The sequence below is a fragment of the Catenuloplanes atrovinosus genome, assembly GCF_031458235.1.
Classification (GTDB): domain Bacteria; phylum Actinomycetota; class Actinomycetes; order Mycobacteriales; family Micromonosporaceae; genus Catenuloplanes; species Catenuloplanes atrovinosus.
In genome coordinates, this window is sequence record NZ_JAVDYB010000001.1 from 6810322 (window position 1) to 6825924 (window position 15603).

13 protein-coding genes are annotated in these 15603 nt (G+C 73.4%); 4 read left to right on the forward strand and 9 right to left on the reverse strand.

Translation table 11 applies throughout. The features are described from left to right. Nucleotides 1-65: 65 nt before the first annotated feature. From J2S41_RS30350 to J2S41_RS30365, 4 genes are all read right to left on the reverse strand, one after another. The gene (locus tag J2S41_RS30350) at nucleotides 66-1049 is read right to left on the reverse strand and encodes an HAAS signaling domain-containing protein (protein WP_310372784.1); all 984 of its coding nucleotides are present in this window, start codon (nucleotides 1047-1049) and stop codon (nucleotides 66-68) included. After that, entirely contained in the window at nucleotides 1046-1378 is a 333-nt protein-coding gene (locus J2S41_RS30355; RefSeq protein WP_310372785.1) for a PadR family transcriptional regulator, read from the reverse strand. Before J2S41_RS30355 ends, J2S41_RS30350 begins: the two co-directional genes overlap by 4 nt. A gap of 284 nt (nucleotides 1379-1662) precedes the next feature. Beyond that, nucleotides 1663-2595 (reverse strand): Ppx/GppA phosphatase family protein, encoded by a 933-nt coding sequence (locus tag J2S41_RS30360; RefSeq protein ID WP_310372787.1) that lies wholly within the window; start codon nucleotides 2593-2595, stop codon nucleotides 1663-1665. A gap of 4 nt (nucleotides 2596-2599) precedes the next feature. After that, nucleotides 2600-3121: an amino-acid N-acetyltransferase gene (locus tag J2S41_RS30365; RefSeq protein ID WP_310372789.1), complete on the reverse strand. Its 522-nt coding sequence runs from the start codon at nucleotides 3119-3121 to the stop codon at nucleotides 2600-2602. 67 nt (nucleotides 3122-3188) lie between these two features. Here J2S41_RS30365 and J2S41_RS30370 point away from each other — a divergent pair, with 67 nt between their 5' ends. Further along, nucleotides 3189-3755, forward strand: a complete 567-nt coding sequence (locus tag J2S41_RS30370) for a hypothetical protein (RefSeq protein ID WP_310372791.1) — start codon at nucleotides 3189-3191, stop codon at nucleotides 3753-3755. Here the strand turns inward: J2S41_RS30370 and J2S41_RS30375 are convergent. The 3 genes from J2S41_RS30375 to eno form a co-directional block, all read right to left on the reverse strand. Further along, nucleotides 3741-4271, reverse strand: a complete 531-nt coding sequence (locus J2S41_RS30375; RefSeq protein WP_310372792.1) for a DUF501 domain-containing protein — start codon at nucleotides 4269-4271, stop codon at nucleotides 3741-3743. The two genes, J2S41_RS30370 and J2S41_RS30375, sit on opposite strands and share 15 nt — an antisense overlap. Next, on the reverse strand, nucleotides 4272-4886 hold the full coding sequence (locus J2S41_RS30380) for an FtsB family cell division protein (protein ID WP_310372794.1): 615 nt from the start codon (nucleotides 4884-4886) through the stop codon (nucleotides 4272-4274). 165 nt (nucleotides 4887-5051) lie between these two features. Next, on the reverse strand, nucleotides 5052-6338 hold the full coding sequence (eno, locus tag J2S41_RS30385) for a phosphopyruvate hydratase (protein WP_310372796.1): 1287 nt from the start codon (nucleotides 6336-6338) through the stop codon (nucleotides 5052-5054). Nucleotides 6339-6503: 165 nt separating this feature from the next. On the opposite strand from eno, the gene J2S41_RS30390 reads away from it, so the two are divergent. After that, complete coding sequence (locus J2S41_RS30390) at nucleotides 6504-7154, forward strand: PilZ domain-containing protein (RefSeq protein ID WP_310372798.1); 651 nt, start codon at nucleotides 6504-6506, stop codon at nucleotides 7152-7154. Between the two features lie 4 nt (nucleotides 7155-7158). On the opposite strand, the gene J2S41_RS30395 is transcribed toward J2S41_RS30390, so the two are convergent. After that, nucleotides 7159-8766, reverse strand: a complete 1608-nt coding sequence (locus J2S41_RS30395) for a DUF885 domain-containing protein (RefSeq protein WP_310372800.1) — start codon at nucleotides 8764-8766, stop codon at nucleotides 7159-7161. Nucleotides 8767-8973: 207 nt separating this feature from the next. Further along, nucleotides 8974-10884: a hydrogenase maturation protein gene (locus J2S41_RS30400; protein ID WP_310372801.1), complete on the reverse strand. Its 1911-nt coding sequence runs from the start codon at nucleotides 10882-10884 to the stop codon at nucleotides 8974-8976. A 312-nt stretch (nucleotides 10885-11196) separates the two neighbouring features. On the opposite strand from J2S41_RS30400, the gene mfd reads away from it, so the two are divergent. Then, a complete protein-coding gene (mfd, locus tag J2S41_RS30405) occupies nucleotides 11197-14805 on the forward strand; it encodes a transcription-repair coupling factor (RefSeq protein WP_310372802.1) in 3609 nt (1202 codons plus the stop codon). Nucleotides 14806-14860: 55 nt separating this feature from the next. After that, complete coding sequence (locus J2S41_RS30410) at nucleotides 14861-15595, forward strand: hypothetical protein (RefSeq protein ID WP_310372803.1); 735 nt, start codon at nucleotides 14861-14863, stop codon at nucleotides 15593-15595. Nucleotides 15596-15603 lie beyond the last annotated feature (8 nt).

Sequence of the window (15603 nt, forward strand, 5' to 3'; positions counted from 1 at the left end):
ATCGTCCGTGCCGAAGGGGTGGGATCGGGTGACTGAAAGTCGTACAGCGAGCGCTCAGAGGCCTTTCAGGATGCGGACGGCCGCGGCGTCACCGTGCCGGGCACCGCCTGCTCCACCTGACCGCCGGGCCGGCTCTCCGGAGCGCCCTCGGCCGGTCCGTCGGGCACGCTCTCGGACGGGGAGGGGAAGGCCGGGACCTGGAAAGGCGCCAGTTCGGGACATATCGGGTACACCTGCGTGCCGGTCCACGGCCGGTTCGCGCCGCACCGGTCCCAGCCGACGTCGATCGGCTGGCCGTTCTGGTCGTAGAGGCGCACGTCGGTGAGGAGCCGGCCGTTGCTGTCGTAGACGTACACGTCCTCGGCCTCGGAGGGCAGCGCCGGCACGTACCCGGTGCTGTACGACTCGACCATCTGATCGACGGTGGCGCGGCTGTCCACCTGCCACAGCAGCCCCACCGACCACACCACCAGCACGGCCGTGGCGAACCGCATCACCCGGCGCGGATTGCGGGCCATCCCCGCGGTCTCCCGCCGGCCCAGCCAGATCGAGCCGAGCACGAACGAGCCCAGCAGGAACAGGCCCATGAGCAGGCCGCCGTCGGCGCGCGGCAGCAGGCCGAGCCGCGAGGTGTCGTCGCTCACCACGGCGGCGAAGATCATCGCGGCCAGGTAGCCGCGCAGCACCCACCAGGCCGGGCGCAGCAGCCGCAGGAAGTCGCTGCCCCGCTCGTACCCCAGCAGCACGCCGGCCCGGCGGTCGACGTCCGCGCGGCGGGCGCGGATCCGGTGCACGGCCGCGTCCATCCGCGCCCGCAGCGGCACCCGCCCGCCCCGAACCATGCCCACCGCGACGCGCAACTCGGCCGCGTACACCTCCGGCGGGCCGAGCCGCCGTTCCAGCGGCTCGCCGCTCTCCGCCCGCACCTCCGCCAGGTGCCCCGGCAGATCCTCCAGCAGGTCGTCACGCTGCCGCGCCGGCAGGTCGGAGAGCGCGGCCCGGACCGCCTCGACGTAGTGCCTGATCTCCAGGTCCTCGGTGACACTCATCGGTGCGCCGTACCCCCGCTCAGCAGATCGTCCATCGTGGAGGCGAAACCCTTCCACACCTTCGCCGAACGAGCCAACTCGTCGCGCCCGGCTTCGTTGAGGGCGTAATACTTCCGGTGCGGGCCCTCATCGCTCGGCACCACATAGGCCGTGAGCAGTCCCGCCTGGAAGAGCCGCCGCAACGTGCCGTAGACGGACGCGTCACCGACCTCGTCGAGCCCGGCGGTCCGCAGGCGGCGCAGGATGTCGTATCCGTAGCCGTCCCCGTCCCGCAACACGGCCAGCACGGCGAGGTCCAGCACTCCCTTGAGCAACTGGGTCGTCTCCACGCACCGCACAGTATTCCGCAGTCCGTAATACCGTCAAGCCACGCATGCCGATCCTTTGCGGGCGGACCGGGATCGTCCACGCCGGCGAGGGACGGGGGAGGCGGGGAATCCGGTCCCGGGAGCGGCGGCGCGGCCGGAATCCGGCGGGCAGCGCGGTCGCGCGGGTGTGGTGACCACACGGACACCGGCTCCGACGCGCCGGCGGAGCGGCGGCGGAGCCGGCGCGAGGTTTGCCCGCGGGAGCATGCGGGCCGCACCCGGCCGGGAGCGGGAAAACAAAGGTGTTAGGCGAGGCTCCAGGCGATGCCGTCGAGGATGTCGTGTTCGCTGGCGATGACGGAGGGGAGGTCGGCGCGTTCCATGATGGTGCGGAGAACCAGGGCGCCGGCGCCGATCACGTCGGCGCGGCCGGGGTGCATGACCGGGATGGCCAGGCGTTCGGCGCGGGTGGCGGTGAGCAGGTCGTCGGTGACCTTGGCGACCTCGGGGTAGCCGAGCCGCGCGTGGTGGATGCGGGCCGGGTCGTACTCGGTGAGGCCGCGGGCGATGGCGACCACGGTGGTGACCGAGCCGGCCAGGCCGACCAGCGTGCGGGCGTCGCGCCCGGGTACGGCGGCGAGTGCGCGGTCGACCTGGGCCGTGATGTCGGCCCGGGCCGCGTCGATCTCCGCGGCCGTGGGCGGGTCGCCGTGCAGGTGGCGCTCGGTCATCCGGACGCAGCCGATGTCCACGGAGATGGCCGAGTCGACCCGGGCGCCGCCGACCACGAACTCGGTGGAGCCGCCGCCGATGTCGACCACCAGGTACGGCGCGTGCGTGCCGGGCGGCAGGCCGTGCACCGCGCCGGTGAAGGAGAGGCGCGCCTCCTCGTCGCCGGTGACCACCTCGGGCGCGGTGCCGAGCGTCTCGGTGACCATGGCGCGGAACTCGTCCGCGTTCTCCGCGTCGCGGGTGGCGGAGGTGGCGACCATCCGGACCCGCTCGGCGCCCAGTTCCTCGATCGCCTCGGCGTATCCGGCCAGCGCCACGCGGGTGCGCTCGATCGCGGCGGGCGCCAGCCGGCCGGTCCGGTCCACGCCCTCGCCGAGCCGGACGATCTCCATGCGCCGGGTGACGTCGAGCAGCTGGGCGCCGGGGCCCGCGTACGACGCCGGGAGGTCGGCGACCAGGAGACGGATGCTGTTGGTGCCGCAGTCGATCGCGGCTACGCGTGCCATGCGGTCAGCCTACGTCCGTCGCGCCGAGGTGTACGAGCATGCGGGTGTTGCCCAGGGTGTTCGGCTTGACCCGCTCCAGGCCGAGGAACTCCGCGACGCCCTCGTCGTACGAGCGCAGCAGCTGCTCGTAGACCGGGGACGGCACCGGCGCGCCGTCGATCGGCACGAACCCGAACGAGGCGAAGAACGCGGTCTCGAACGTGAGGCAGAAGACGCGGGCGACGCCGAGGTCGCGCGCGGTGTTCAGCAGCTCGGTGACGATCCGGTGGCCGATCTTGCGCCCGCGGCACTCCGGATCGACCGCCAGCGTGCGGATCTCCGCCAGGTCCTCCCACATCACGTGCAGCGCGCCGCAGCCGACGATCGCGCCGTCACTCAACCGCTCGGCGACCCAGAACTCCTGCACGTCCTCGTAGAGCGTGACCGTGGCCTTGCTGAGGAGGCGCCGCTCGCCGCTGTACGTGTCGATCAGCGCCCGGATGCGGCGTACGTCGGCGGTCCGGGCGCGGCGTACCGCAACATCCATACGGCCAACCCTACTGGCTCCGACCGACCGAGCCGGAGACCGGCGCCGATACCGCATCCTCGTAGGCATGATCCGTGTCCGCCCGCTCGCCGCCGTGGCCGTGCTCGCGCTGGCCGGCTGCGCCGCGCCCGGTGACCGGCCGGGCCAGGGGGACGGCGCGGGCCTGGACGCCCTGGTGGACCGGCTGGGCCAGGCCTCCTCGGCCACGTACACGGCGGTCTACGCGCTCGGCACCGGCGAGATGGCGACCGTGGTGAGCGCGCCGCCGCGGACGGCCACGATCAGCGGCGACGACCGCCTGATCGTCGGGCCGGACGGCGTGACGCTCTGCCAGGACGGCGCGTGTTCCCGGCCGCCGGGGGCGGCGGACGCGCCCGGCGGCACCGGCATCGTGACGCCGGAGCAGGTCCGGGCGATGGTGTCCGCCGCGGCTCACCTGCCGGGCGTGGACGTGGCCATGTCGACCGCGACGTTCGCCGGCCGGGAGGCGCTCTGCGCGGACGTGCACGGCCTGTCCGACTTCACGGTCTGCGTGACCGCGGACGGCGTGCTGGCGTCGTTCCGCGGGGACGGTGAGATCACGCTGGAGCTGACCCGGCTGACCGGCTCCGCGGACGCGTCACTCGTCGGCTGACGGGCTCACGCACGGGCCGTCGGCCCACCACGGGGCGAGCAGCGCGGCGGTCTCGTCGCCGAACGGGTTGACGCCCGGGCCGGCGCCGAGCGCGTGGCCGAGGTGCACGTGCAGGCACTTCACCCGGCCGGGCATGCCGCCGGCCGAGACGCCCGCGATCTCCGGCACGTCGCCGATCGCCTCGCGCCGCCGCAGATAGTCCTCGTGCGCGGCCCGGTAGCGCGCGGCCAGGTCCTCGTCCTCGGCCAGCCGCGCGGTCATCTCCTTCATCGCGCCCGACGACTCCAGGCGGCTGACCGCGCTGGTCGCGCGCGGGCAGGTCAGGTAGAAGAGCGTGGGGAACGGCGTGCCGTCCGCGAGCCGGGGCGTGGTCTCCACGACGTCCGGGTTGCCGCACGGGCAGCGGTGCGCGACCGCGCGGGTGCCGCGGGGGGTGCGGCCGAGCTGGGCGGCGACGGCCGCGAGATCCGCCTCGGTGGCTTCCTCGCGCCGAGGCGGCGGGATTTCCTGGGTCACTTATTTATTGGCTTCCTGGATGCTGGACCACAACGTGTCGTACCACTTGCCGGGCGCGCCCGACGGGCCGGTGGCCGGGATCCCGCCCACGCCCTGGGGTGCATCGGCATCCTGGTTCATGACGATCAGCAGCGTCTCGTCGGGGTGCGCGTAGTAGAAACGATTGCGCACCTGGGTCCGGACGTACTCGTCGTCCTGCCACTTGTCGACCAGCTCGGTGAGCTGCTGGATCCGCTCGCGCTGCTCGGCCTGGGAGGCCTCCATCGCGGCGATGTCCGCCTCCTGCGAGAGGTAGAGGCGCACCGGGTAGGTATACGCCAGCGCCAGCGCGATCAGCACCACGACCAGCACCGCGGCCCGCCCGGTGTAACGCCGGGGCGGGGTGGCGGTGGTGCGCTTCGCGGCTCCGGCCGCCGCCGCGCGCCGGGCGGCGGCGGGACGGCTGGCGGAGCGGCCCGCCTCGGTGAGCCGTGGCTCGCGGACGATGCTCGCGTCGCGGATCGCGGTGCGGGCCCCGCGCGCGCTCCGGGCGGGCGAACCGGCCCTGCGCGTCGGTCGTGTCCCGTGCCCGCCGCGGGCGGGTCCCTGGCCGCCCGGCGACCGCCGTTGCGTCACGACTCCCACCCCCCTGCCCCCGCCGTACCCGTTCTCACGCTAAGCAACCATGACGGGCGCGGGGGCCGAGGGCAAATCCACGGGAATTTTGATCAGATACTGCGAACCCGTGGTGGGATGTGCCCCCGGCCTCAGCGACCTACGTGGGTACGGTGTGACTCTGAGTTACTTGGCGGCCTTGTAACGCGGGAAGGCGCCGGCACCGGCGTACCGCGCGGCGTCCGCCAGCTCCTCCTCGATGCGCAGCAGCTGGTTGTACTTCGCGACGCGCTCGGAGCGGGCCGGGGCACCGGTCTTGATCTGGCCGGAGCCGACCGCGACCGCGAGGTCCGCGATGGTGGTGTCCTCGGTCTCGCCGGAGCGGTGGCTCATCATCGACTTGAAGCCGTTGCGGTGGGCCAGCTCGACCGCGTCGAACGTCTCGGTCAGCGAGCCGATCTGGTTCACCTTGACGAGCAGCGCGTTCGCGGCCTTCTCGGCCACGCCGCGGCCCAGGCGGTTCGGGTTCGTCACGAACAGGTCGTCGCCGACGATCTGGATCTTGTCACCGAGCGCCGCGGTCATCGCGGTCCAGCCGGCCCAGTCCTCCTCGTTCAGCGGGTCCTCGATGGAGACGATCGGGTACGTCTCGCACAGCTTCGCGTAGTAGTTGATCATCTCGTCGGAGGACTTGGAGCCGCCCTCGAACGTGTACGCCCCGTCCTTGTAGAACTCGGTCGCGGCCACGTCCAGCGCCAGCGCGAAGTCGGTGCCGAGCGAGTAGCCCGCCTTCTCGATCGCCTCGGCGATCAGGTCCAGCGCGGCGGCGTTGGTCGGCAGGCTCGGCGCGAAGCCGCCCTCGTCACCCAGGCCGGTCGCCAGGCCCTTCTTCTTCAGCACGGACTTGAGCGCGTGGTAGACCTCCGCGCCCGAGCGCAGCGCCTCACGGAACGTGGACGCCCCGATCGGGGCGATCATGAACTCCTGGACGTCGACGTTCGAGTCGGCGTGCGCCCCACCGTTCAGGATGTTCATCATCGGGACCGGCAGCAGGTGCGCGTTCGGCCCGCCGAGGTAGCGGAACAGGCTCAGCTCGGCGGACGCGGCCGCGGCCTTGGCCACCGCCAGCGAGACGCCGAGGATCGCGTTCGCGCCCAGCTCGGACTTGTCCGCGGTGCCGTCGATGTCCAGCATCTTCTGGTCGATCAGGCGCTGCTCGCTGGCCTCGTAGCCGAGCAGCTGGTCCACGATGCGGTCCTCGATGTTCGCGACCGCCTTCTCGACGCCCTTGCCCAGGTAACGGCTCGCGTCGCCGTCCCGCAGCTCGAGCGCCTCGAACGCACCGGTGGAGGCACCGGACGGGACGGCTGCGCGCGCGATGGTCCCGTCGTCCAGACCGACCTCGACCTCGACGGTCGGGTTGCCCCGCGAGTCGAGAATCTCCCTGGCGACAATTCCCTCGATGGTGGCCATTTTGTCGTGTCGCTCCTTGAATTGAGATGTGCCGGCCCGCCTGGCAGGCCATGTGAGCCGAACCCCCGATCGCCGCCACCCTGCGGCCGACCACGACGCTGAGCCTATCCAGCCGGACCCGGCCGCCGCGTGCGAGGCTGGGGAAAACCCTCAAGGTGCCGCGCGGTGGACCGATGGGTGAACGTGAGTTTCACGTCCCCCGGCATCAACGAGCGGGTCGAGATCACGGTGAAGCGCGGCGGTACGTACCGCTCCCGCGTGGAGGATCTCGACGGCTCGCTCATCTCGCTGGCCGCGCCGCTCGACCTGCTGGTCACCGACGTGCCCGACCCCGGCATGGAGCTGACCGTGCGCTGGACCGCCGGCGAGCGCGGCCGGTACGCGGCCGACGCGGTCATCGCCCGGATCGTGCACGGCCACGTCAGCACCTGGGTGGTCGAGCTGACCAGCCGTCCCGTGATCGAGCAGAACCGCGAGTACGTCCGCGGCGGTGGCGGCGAGCCGGTCGAGCTCACCATCGGCGAGGACGGCGAGTCGCACCGCGGCGAGGTGATCGACGTCAGCGAGCGCAGCGTCAAGGCCGTGTTCAAGCGCCTGGCGATCGCCGAGAACACCGAGGTCTCGCTCCGGCTGCTGCTGGAGGACGAGCGGATGACGCTGCACGGCACGGTCTACCGCGTGGTCGACCAGGCCGCCACGTCCGAGGTCCAGGTGGTGCTGATGCTGGACGCGGACGAGCGGCAGGCCCAGGCCATCCGCCGGCACGTGATGAACCTCCAGCGGCTGGCCCGCGCCCGCTCACGCGACCACGCCTGACCGGCTACACCCCGAGCAGCGTCCGGAGGTGGCGCGGCGGCGGTGAGCCGTGGGCGAGCATGGCGTCGTGCCAGTCGCCGACGGAGACGCCGGCCGGGCGGGCGGCCGCGATCGCGGACACCTCGGTGTAGCCGACGAAGTAGGTGGACAACTGCGTCGAGGTGAGCAGGACGCGGCGCCACTTGCCGGCGGCCTCGCCCTCCTCCTGGAACGCGCGCCCGGTCATCAGCGCCATCGCGTCGGCCTCGCCGAGGTCGTCGCAGTGCGCGAGCTGGTCCAGCACGGCGTTCATGGTCATCCGCAGCTGCATCTTGAGCTGCTGGAGGCGCAGCGGCAGGCCGCCGAAGCCGTGGTCGGCCATGGACTCCTCCGCGTGCACGGCCCAGCCCTCGACGAACGGGTCGGACCAGCCGAGCGAGCGGACCCGGGTGCTGCCGCGGAACCGGCGCGCGTGCGCGAGCTGGACGAAGTGGCCCGGCATCGCCTCGTGGACGGTCAGGTTGCGGACCATGTGGTCGTTGTACTCGCGGTAGAGCGACTCCACCCGCTCCGGCGTCCAGTCCGCGGGCGCCGGCGCGATGCAGTAGAACGTGGGCACGTCCGCGGTCTCCAGCGGCCCGGGCGGGTCGCAGTAGGCGACGCTGATGCCGCGCGCGAACTCCGGCATGGTCTCGATGACGCACTCGTCGTCCGGGACGGTCACCAGCCGGTGCGCGCGGACGAACTCGGTGGTCTCGTCCAGTGTGCGCCGGGCCAGGTCCACGATCGTGTCGTTGTCCGGCCGCTCCTCGGCCAGCCGGGCGAGCGCGCGGCGCACGGTCTCGTCGGTGGCGGGCCCGCCGGTCAGCTCCGCCGCGGTCTCCCTGATCCGCTCGCCGATGCGGTCCAGGTTCTCCTCCGCGCGGCGCAGCACCTCGGCCGCGGACAGCTCGGTGTCCAGCGTGTGCCAGAGCCGGGCCTCCCACCGGCGGCGGCCCAGCCGCGGCGAGCGTCCCTCCTGGTCGAGGCCGTGCAGGTGCCGGGCGAAGTCGTCCAGCGCGCCGGCTGCGCGGGTGGCCAGCGGGTCGAGCCGGCCGGCCAGCGACGGCTCCCGGCTCAGCAGCGCGGGCAGCTCGTCGCGGATCAGCGCGGCCGCGCCGGCGAACTGCCCGGCCGCGGTCTCCACGTGGACGCGCGGGCAGTCGCGCAGCACCGCCCGCGCGGTGGCGACCGCGTCCGGCACCGCGGCGAGCCGGCCGGCCAGCGCCTCCAGCCGCGTGGCGACCGGCGCGAACGACCGGGCCATCAGGCCGTGCAGCAGCGGGCCCGGGTTGTGCAGCAGCGGGTTCCACTCGTGCTCGCGGATCTCGGTCAGCTCGAGCAGCCGCCGCTCCACCATGGTGGTGAGGATGGCGTGGTCGACCCGGTCCTCCGGATTCAGCGCGTCCGCGTCGAGTTGGGCGAGCGCGTTGCCCGCGTCCAGCAGCATGGCGGCGCGACCGGCGACCGCGTCGGCGGAGAAGTCCGGGAGACGGTCGTCCTGACCGTGGTCACCGGCGTAGAAGGCGGTGACCGGTTCGCTCGCGAGGATCGCGTCGACGATGCGCTCGGCCACGGGCACGAAGTCCGACATGGCGATCAATCTAACGTGAGACCTCCGCCAGGACACGCACAGCGGCACGAAGACCGGACGGAGAGTCACGAGGTTGGCGGAGGAGGCGGGCGCTCGCGTTCGCGAGGGTGGGCGGGCTCCGCACGGCGCACCACCCGCCGTGCGGAGCCCGCCGGAGAGGCCGGCCTGACCGGTCGGCCGGCCTCGAGCCGGGGAGCGGAACCGCGCCTAGCCCGCCTGCGCGGGCACGGCCGGGCGTACCGCCTGCGGCGCGTCCGGGGCGGCGGTGCGCGGCCGTACGTGCGGACGGTTCTTGCCCTGGTTCTGCGCGCCGGGCGGCGGCGCGGGCACCGGCCGCTTGGCGTTGCCGGCCGGGCCGCCCTGGGCGGGCGGGACCGGTTCGACCGGCGGGCTCAGCAGCAGCCGGGCCGGCGTCGCGGCCGGGCGGACCTTGTGCACGAACGCGTGCCGCGCCGCCGCGAACCCGGACCGGTCGTCGAAGATGTCCAGGCTCATCTCCGCCAGTTCGCGCACCTCGTGCACCGCGAGCGGCAGGCCGGCGCTGAGCGCCCGGGCCCGGCGGCTGCGGAGCCGCCGGTTGAGCTGCGGGTCGGTGTGCCGGGCGGCGAGGTCGGCCAGCCAGTCCGCGAACGCGTCGGGGTGCCGCGGGCCCACCTCGTCCACCAGGCCGGCCGCGCGCGCCTGCGCCGCGGACATCGGCAGCCGCGCGGTCAGCAGCCGCTCCGCGGTGACCGGGCCGACCCGGCGCGGCAGCGTATGGGTGTGCAGCTCCGACCCGTACAGCCCGATGTCGTAGTAGGGGTTGAGCACGATGTCCTCGCGCGCGGCGACGAGGTCCGCGCCGAGCCCCAGCATCACGCCGCCGGCGCCCGCGTTGCCGGGGTAGGCCGCGATCACCACCTGGCGCGTGCACTCGATGATCTCGGTGCAGACCGCGTTGATCGCGGTGATGTTCGCCCACGCGGCGGCGGCCGGGTCGGTGGCGGCCGTGATCAGGTTGAGGTGGATGCCGTTGCTGAACGCCTCCGTGCTCCCGCGCAGCACCAGCACCCGGGTGTCCTGGCCGGCCGCGTGCCGGAACGCGGCGAGCAGCCGGCGGCACTGCCCGGCCGACATCGCGCCGTTGTAGAAGTCGAACGTCAGCCAGCCCACGTCCGCGGTCCGCCGGTAGCGGATCTGCCGGTACGCGCCCGGCGCCTCCGCCTCCGCGCCCAGCGGCAGCGTCGCATGCGGTACGCCGCGCAGCCGCCGCCCGAGCACCACCGCGGCCGGCAGCTTGATGCCCCGCGGCCAGGTGCCGGCCGGGCCCGCACCGCCACCGGCGACCGGCTCCGGACCCGCCTGGCGCAGGTGCCCGATCCACACGCCGCCGTCGCCGGTCGCGACCAGGATCGCGCCCTGTCGCCGGCACAGCACCGTGCCCGGCTTCGCGCCGGTGCCGGCGGTGCCGCCCGGGTGCGCGTCGTACGCGTAGACCGGCAGGCCCAGCACCTCGGTGCGCACGCCGGGGGCGCCGTCCGCGGCCCGGATCCGCCGGACGATGCGCTCGCCGCCCTCGTCCCAGCCGAACGCGCGGTCGGACTGGCGCATCGCCGCTCGCGGGCGCGCGTTCGGCACCTCGTGCGGCATCCGCTCGGCCGGCACCGGCCGGAACGCCGGGTCGGCCGCCTTCGCCAGCACCTCCCGTACGCAGGCGACGGCCGCGTCCGCGACCGGGCCGTTGTAGAGCGCGGACTTGCGCGGCGCGGTGCCGGACAGCCGGAAGATCCGGGTGGCCCAGATCGGCCCGGCGTCCATCTCGGCCACCGCCTGCAGCGCGGTGACGCCCCAGTACGGCTCCGCCTCGGTGATCGCCCAGTCGAGCGAGGACGGCCCGCGGTCGCCGACCGGACCCGGGTGGATGATGATCGTGCGCCATTCGGTCCAGATCTCGGCCGGGACGCGGTGGGTCAGGAACGGGCAGAGGATCACGTCCGGGCGCGCGGCGCGGACACCCTCGATCATGTCCCGGTCGCCGGTCGCGAGGAGCACACCGACCTCGTGTCCCGCCTCCCGGAGCGTGCACCAGACCCGCTGGCTGAGTCCGTTGAAGGCGGAGACGAGCAGCAGAACCCGCACCGTGTGGTTCCTCCTTGCGTGGCGGGGGTGGTTCGGCGGCGCGGGCGCCCGGATGATCGACGTCGAGACGGTGATCCAGTGCCCGGCCCGCACGACCTTGCAAGCGCGCCGAGCTGCGCGGTCGCACAGCGGGTGCGACGCGCGCGCCGCCGCCACCATCGGATTCAGCCGAACTCCGGACCCGCGCTCCGTCGCCCGACCCACCGCTGTTCCACGGGTCGGGCGGACCGGCGGCGTAGTCTGGATGTCGTACCCCCCGTCCATGCTGGGCGCGGGGTAAACGCCGTGCCGTCCTACGGGGGATCGATCCACATGAAGCTCGCCGGCCTGCTTCCCGCCGCGCTCGCCGACGGCGGCCTGGCCCGCGCCCGCGACCTCGCCCGCGCCGGTGGCCCGGACGCGGCGGAGCTGGGGCTGACCGCGCCCGCGCCGCTGCGCCCGATCATCGTCGCGACCGTCGCCGCCGCGGCGGAGTCCGGCGGTGCCGGCCGCCCGGTGCTCGCGGTGACCGCCACCTCGCGCGAGGCGGACGACCTGGTGGACGCGCTGGGCTGCCTGATCCCGGCGGAGCAGGTGGTGGCGTACCCGGCGTGGGAGACGCTGCCGCACGAGCGCCTCTCCCCCCGGTCGGACACGGTCGGCAAGCGGCTGGCCGTGCTGCGGCGGCTGGCGCACCCGGGCCCGGGCTCCCCGGTGCGGGTCGTGGTCGCGCCGGTCCGGTCGGTGCTGCAACCGCAGCTCAAGGGCCTCGGCGACCTGGAGCCGGTGGTGCTGCGCCCGGGCGGCGAGGCGGGCCTGGAGGCGACGGTCGCGCGGCTGGTGGACCTGGCGTACGCGCGGGTCGACCTGGTGACCAAGCGCGGCGAGTTCGCGGTGCGCGGCGGCATCCTGGACGTGTTCCCGCCGACCGAGGAGCACCCGCTGCGCGTGGAGTTCTGGGGCGACGAGGTCGAGGAGATCCGCACGTTCGCGGTGGCCGACCAGCGCACCATCGAGCCGGCGGCCGAGCTGTTCGCGCCGCCGTGCCGGGAGTTGCTGCTCACCCCGCACGTGCGGGAGCGGGCCGCCGCGCTGGCCGCCGCGCACCCGGAGCTGGGCGAGATCCTGTCCAAGCTGGCCGAGGGCATCCCGGTGGAGGGCATGGAGTCGCTGGCCCCGGCGCTGCTCTCCGGCACGGACAGCATGGAGCTGCTGCTGGACTGCATGCCGCGGGACACGCACGTGCTGCTCTGCGATCCGGAGCGGATCCGCACCCGGGCGCACGACCTGGTCCGCACCAGCGAGGAGTTCCTGCAGGCCAGCTGGGCCGCGGCCGCGGTCGGCGGCGAGGCGCCGATCGACGTCGGCGCGGCGGCCTTCCGCAGCCTGTCGGACGTGCGGGCGGAGGCGGCGCGGCTCGGGCAGGCGTGGTGGTCGGTGTCGCCGTTCGGTCTCGCCGACGCGGAAGCGGAGACCGCGCCGTGGGAGGACTCCCCGGCACCGGTCACGGTCACGCCGGACGCGGGGGACGACATCGCGCTCGCCGCGCAGGCCGCGCCGCTCTACCACGGCGAGACCGGGCGGCTGGTCGACGACCTGAAGCGCTGGTCCGGCGACGGCTGGTCGGTGGTGCTGGTCTTCGAGGCGAACGGCCCGGCGAACCGCGCGGCCGAGGTGCTGCGCGACGCCGGTCTGGGCACGGTCATGGCCGACGGGCTGACGACCGCTCCGGCCGCCGGGCAGATCACCATCGTCTGCGGCGGGCTGAACCACGGCTTCGTGGACGAGCGCTCCCGGCTCGCGGTGGTGACCGGCAACGACGTGAGCGGCGGCCGGGGCGCGACCACCAAGGCGATGGGCAAGATGCCGTCGCGCCGCCGCAACACGATCGATCCGCTGGAGCTCAAGGCCGGCGACTACGTGGTGCACGAGCAGCACGGCATCGGGCGGTACGTGGAGCTGGTGCAGCGGAAGGTGAACGGCGCCGACCGGGAGTACCTGGTCATCGAGTACGCGGCGGCCAAGCGCGGCCAGCCCGGCGACCGCCTGTTCGTACCCACGGACCAACTGGACCAGCTCTCCCGCTATGTCGGCGGCGAGGCGCCCACGCTGCACAAGATGGGCGGCAGCGACTGGCAGAAGGCGAAGGCGCGGGCGAAGAAGGCGGTCCGGGAGATCGCCGCGTCGCTGATCCAGCTGTACGCGGCCCGCCAGGCGCAGAAGGGCCACGCGTTCGGCCCGGACACGCCGTGGCAGCGCGAGCTGGAGGACGCGTTCCCCTACACCGAGACGCCGGACCAACTGGCCGCGATCGAAGAGGTCAAGCACGACATGATGCAGCAGGTCCCGATGGACCGGCTGATCTGCGGCGACGTCGGTTACGGCAAGACCGAGATCGCGGTCCGGGCCGCGTTCAAGGCGGTGCAGGACGGCAAGCAGGTGGCGGTGCTGGTGCCCACCACGCTGCTGGCTCAGCAGCACTACAACACGTTCGCGGAGCGGATGTCGCAGTTCCCGGTGGAGATCCGCCAGCTCTCCCGGTTCCAGACGCCGAAGGAGGCGGAGCAGACGCTGAGCATGGCCGCGGACGGCACCGCGGACATCGTGATCGGCACGCACCGGCTGCTCTCCGCCGCGGCCCGGTTCAAGCAGCTCGGCCTCGTGATCGTGGACGAGGAGCAGCGGTTCGGCGTCGAGCACAAGGAGCACCTGAAGACGCTGCGGGCCAGCGTGGACGTGCTGACCATGTCCGCCACGCCGATCCCGCGCACGCTGGAGATGGCGATCACCGGCATCCGGGAGATGTCCACCATCGCCACGCCGCCGGAGGAGCGGCACCCGGTGCTCACGTTCGTCGGCCCGTCCGACGACAAGCAGATCGCCGCCACCATCCACCGCGAGCTGCTCCGCGACGGCCAGGTGTTCTACCTGCACAACCGGGTCGAGTCGATCGACCGGGCCGCGCGGAAGCTGCGCGAGCTGGTGCCGGAGGCGCGGGTCGCGGTGGCGCACGGGCAGATGTCCGAGGAGGCGCTGGAGCGGGTGATGGTCGGCTTCTGGGAGAAGGAGTTCGACGTCCTGGTCTGCACCACGATCGTCGAGTCCGGCATCGACATCCCGAACGCGAACACGCTGATCGTGGAGCGGGCGGACCTGCTCGGCCTGGCCCAGCTGCACCAGATCCGCGGCCGGGTCGGGCGCGGGCGGGAGCGGGCGTACGCGTACTTCCTCTACCCGCGGGAGAAGCCGCTGACCGAGCACGCGCACGAGCGGCTGGCCACCATCGCGCAGCACACCGAGCTGGGCGCCGGCATGTACGTGGCGATGAAGGACCTGGAGATCCGCGGCGCCGGCAACCTGCTCGGTGGCGAGCAGTCCGGGCACATCGAGGGCGTCGGCTTCGACCTGTACGTGCGGATGGTCGGCGAGGCGGTGTCGCAGTTCAAGGGCGAGCGGCCGGAGGAGGCCGCCGAGGTCAAGATCGACCTGCCGGTGGACGCGCATCTGCCGCACGACTACATCGGCGTGGAGCGGCTGCGCCTGGAGATGTACCGGAAGCTGGCGGAGGCGCGCGACGAGACCGCGCTGAAGGAGATCGTCGCGGAGATGACCGACCGGTACGGCGAGCCGCCGGCCCCGGTCGCGCACCTGCTCGCGGTGGCCCGGTTCCGGCTGCTGGCGAAGTCGTACGGGCTGACCGAGGTGACGTTGCAGGGCAAGCACGTGCGGTTCGCGCCGCTGTCGCTGCCGGACTCGAAGCAGTTGCGGCTCAAGCGGTACCACCCGGACTCGGTCTACAAGGCGACGATCGATCAGGTGAGCGTGCCGCGCCCGATGACCCGCCGGGTCGGCGGCGAGCCGGTGCGCGACCAGGCGCTGCTGGACTGGTGCGCGCAGCTGCTCAAGGACGTGCTGGGCGACCCGGTGGCCGCGACGCGCTGATCAGGGCCGGGCGCGTCGCAGTGTGATCACTTCGTCACGTGATAGAGTTCTCTCTATGCGACCTGCCCGTTATGCGGCATTTGCACTGGTGGCCGCGCTGGCCGTCACCGGTTGCGCCCAGCAGAGCCCGGCCGTGGCCGCCTACGTCGGCGACCGGACGTATGACCAGAGCACCGTCGACGCGATCTTCGAGGAGGCGCGCGCGGCCTTCGACGCCGACCAGGCCACGCTGGCCGCGGCCGGCGCGCCCGGCGAGGCCGGTGACGAGCTGGAGTCGCCGAGCTTCCCGATCACCCGGCGGCACGTGGTCGACCTGCTGCTCGCGATCGACCTCGGCCGCCGGGCGGCCGACCGGCGCGACCTGGCGCCGTCCGGCCGGCGCGTCCCGGGCGAGCTGGTCGAGTCCGTGCTCGGCGTGCCGGCCGAGACCCGGTACGTGGCGCTCTACCAGGACTGGTACCAGCTCTACGGCACGCTCCAGGAGAACCTGGCGCCCGGCGAGGTCACCGACGACCGGATGATGACCGTCTACCAGGCGCTGGTGGACGCGCACGCGATCGACCCGGGGCTGTCCGTGCCGGTGGTGCGCGAGCAGTTCGGCGGCGGCGAGTTCGCGGGCCCGCCGCTGGCCGTCTCCGACCTGCTGCGCGAGGAGGCGGAGCGGGCGGGCGCGGTGGTCAACCCGAAGTACCTGCCGGCCGCGGTGCCCATGATCGCCTCGGCGAACAACCAGTCGTTCCCGTACCGCATGCCGTACCTCGAGGACCGGACCGTCGTCACGGCGGGCTGATCGCCTGC